Annotated in this window: 5 protein-coding genes; all 5 read right to left on the bottom strand. The window is 30.3% G+C overall.

Annotated elements, in window-relative coordinates:
- Positions 1–100: 100 nt before the first annotated feature.
- Positions 101–727 (bottom strand): sigma-70 family RNA polymerase sigma factor, encoded by a 627-nt coding sequence (locus tag VJ881_11060; protein ID HKL76592.1) that lies wholly within the window; start codon positions 725–727, stop codon positions 101–103.
- A gap of 162 nt (positions 728–889) precedes the next feature.
- On the bottom strand, positions 890–1378 hold the full coding sequence (rfaE2, locus tag VJ881_11055) for a D-glycero-beta-D-manno-heptose 1-phosphate adenylyltransferase (protein HKL76591.1): 489 nt from the start codon (positions 1376–1378) through the stop codon (positions 890–892).
- Entirely contained in the window at positions 1368–2363 is a 996-nt protein-coding gene (locus tag VJ881_11050; protein HKL76590.1) for a PfkB family carbohydrate kinase, read from the bottom strand. Before VJ881_11050 ends, rfaE2 begins: the two co-directional genes overlap by 11 nt.
- Before the next feature lie 42 nt (positions 2364–2405).
- On the bottom strand, positions 2406–2939 hold the full coding sequence (locus VJ881_11045; protein HKL76589.1) for a hypothetical protein: 534 nt from the start codon (positions 2937–2939) through the stop codon (positions 2406–2408).
- Between the two features lie 84 nt (positions 2940–3023).
- Positions 3024–3241 (bottom strand): phosphodiester glycosidase family protein (locus VJ881_11040; GenBank protein HKL76588.1); only part of this gene is annotated, 218 nt, incomplete at its 5' end.

Here is a 3241-nt window from a genome sequence, read left to right as displayed (position 1 = left end):
AGAAATGGTACTTCTGATAAAAGTATATCTTTCCCACAGATAAAGCATTTTTCTTTTTCAGGATAAACAAAATCAAATAAAATCTTTTTCAAAACTCCCATTAACCAACCAGATCCTTAAGATTATAATTACACTTAATTTCATCGATCTTTTTTCTTGCTCTCTGTAGGGCATTATCTACTGTTTTAACATTTACTCCCAGAAAATCAGAAATTTCTTTATAAGATTTGCTATCCAGATATTGAAAAAAAACTTCAAGTTCAAGAGTTGTAAGCTCTTTTTCAATATCATTAAATATTACTTTGAGAACTTCTCGATAGATAAAATCTTCCTCTAAATTCTTATCTTTATCAGGCAATATCTCATTAAAACTTCTACCTGAGCTGTCATCATAATCAATGGTTTTATCCAATGAAGTAGAAGTATTTAGAGGTATATGTTTTTGTCTATTAGCTTTTTTAATTGCAGAAACGAGTTGGCGGTGTACACATAATTGAGAAAATCCCCGAAAAGAAGCTCTTCTATCAATCTTATAATCTCTAACTGCCTTATAAAGACCGACTCTTCCTTCCTGAATTACATCATCTTTATCTAGCCCCTTAATAAAAAAGTACTTTGCCTTAGCATAGACAATATCCATATTCTGACCTATTAAATACTCTATTGCCCCCCTATCACCGCTTTGAGCCTGTTTGATAACCTCGTCAACTTCTTGCTGCTTATACATCAAACCACCCCATTAAATGATGAAATTTAACAACTCCTCAAAAGAAATACCTAAATCAATTACAGTCAGCATCACCACCATCACTACTAAGATCAAGACCAGCCGTAATTCCCAATCATTAAACAGCATATCACCCCTCTTAAAAAATTATTTATAATAAATTTACTCATTATCATCATAAATTTTAGCGATTTTACCAATTAGAGAAGTTGTAGATTGACCCTCTATTTCTTTAACTAATTTTACATTTCCTCCATAATTAGTTACTACCGGCCATTCTGGAAGAGTCTGACGGGTATAATCTCCTCCTTTAACATAAATATCAGGTTTTAAAGTTTTTAAAATATTCTTACAGGTCAAATCATCAAAAATTGTTATATAATCTATCATTTCTAAAGCAGCTAATATTTCGGCTCTTTCTTTTTCATTAATAATCGGTCTTTTTTCACCTTTTAAACTTTTTACTGATTTATCACTATTAAGAGCAACTACTAATATACTCCCAAATTCTTTTGCTCTGTATAGATAACGAATATGACCGATATGAAGCAAATCAAAACAACCATTAGTAAAAACAACTTTTTTATCCTGTCTCTGATGATTTTTTACTATATTTTTTAATTCTGAGATTTCTTTTATTTTATTCTTCATTTGCAAACACTTCTCTTTTTAGCTCTTCAGGATTTACTACTGCAACTCCACTTTTACGGACTACTATTCCTGCTGCATAATTTGCAAGATGTACTGCTTCTGAAATAGAGGCTCCAGCAGCATAACTTAAAACAAGAGTACCAATAACTGTATCTCCAGCCCCTGTTACATCATAAACTTCTGAAAAATTGGCAACCGGGACATGTTCATAATCGCCATTTTTATTAAATAAGGTCATTCCCTCACTACCCTGAGTAATAAGTAAATGATCTAAATCTAATTTGTCTATTAGTGATTTTCCAGCTTCTATTACTTCTGTCTGACTTTCAAGTTCTTTTCCAAAAGCCTTTCCTGCTTCTTCTAAATTAGGAGTAGCCAGATTAGCTCCTTTAAAATCTAAAAGGTTATATCTACTGTCAACTGCAGTAAAAACTCCTTTTTTACGAGCAAAATTAATTATTCTATCTTTTAAATTAGAACTTAAAACTCCATTACCATAATCTGATAAAAGAATACCATCTGTTTTTTTTATATTTTCTTTAACTTTGTTAAAAATTTTATCTTCTAATTTTTCGCCAATTCCTCCATTTTTCAAATGATCAATTCTCACTATTTGCTGTTTTACTACCTGGTCACCACCAGCTAAAACCCTTGTTTTTAAAGAAGTTGGCCTATCTTCAGAGCTGATTATTCCTGAAATATCAATGTTTTTTTCTTTTAAAATCTCTTTTAATTGTTTCCCGGTGCGGTCATAACCAATAACTCCTGCCAGCTTTATCTTACCCTTTAAGGCACTAATATTATAAGCTGCATTTGCCGCCCCTCCAGGAAGAATCTTTTGATTATTACGGCGAAGAATAAGAACCGGTGCTTCTCTGGATAATCTTTCTGGCCTGCCTATCAAAAATTCATCTGCTATTATATCACCTATTACCATTATTTGTGTATTTTTGAAATTCTCAAGATATTTGAGAAAATTCTTCATTTCACAATTCTCCTTATTAAATATATTAATTAATTTATATACTTAAAATTCTGCTATAAATCCAAGATTGAAATTAGGATCATTTAAATCCCAGTATGAATTACTTAAACCAATTGTTAGTTTACCTGATTGATTTAAAGGTAGTATTATTCCACCTTCATAAATTACAGGTTTAGAACGATTATCACTAAGTAAATATTTTACTCCCCAGTAAAAATCATTACTTCCCTGGTAGCTATTAGTTCCTGAAATACCTAAAGCTGGCTCAGGACTGAGATTATTTAAAGCTGCCAAAAGAGACAATTCTAAATTAAGGTTATTATCAGGTCTGTGATAAAAATTAATTTTCCAACTACCTTCAAATTTAATATCTCCATGATAATATTTTAAAAAAGCATCAATACCATTTACATTATCAAGATCATAATTTAAATTAAGATTGAGAGAAGTTATCTCTTCTCCATTTCCACTAATAATATAATGAACATTATCAAGTCTAAAAGCAGAAACCGGTGCTGCTGAAATAATAATTAATACAAAAGTTAGTATAAATATTATAGATAAATGCCTGTTCATATAAAATATCCCTCCTTTTTACATATTCTAGATAATATATTAAATCCCTTCCTAATTCTAAAATTTATTTTATTTATTTTTAATTTATTTAATTTTATAAAAGATTATTCCATTACTTAATAGTCTTTCACTACTTGGATTACTCATAGTATATCCTCTAACTATCATTCTTGCAGAAGCTCCACCATCAAGGTTCATCCCCTTAATAATACCATAATCCTTCATAAAATACGCCAATTCCTTTAAGGTAATTCCTACACTTAATTCAGGCTGCCTACCATCTACTGTTAAAAATACTAATT

It is taken from the genome of Halanaerobiales bacterium (assembly GCA_035270125.1).
Lineage (GTDB): Bacteria > Bacillota > Halanaerobiia > Halanaerobiales > DATFIM01 > DATFIM01.
The sequence above is the reverse complement of the archived record's forward strand: the minus strand, read 5'-3'. Positions and strand labels throughout refer to the sequence as shown.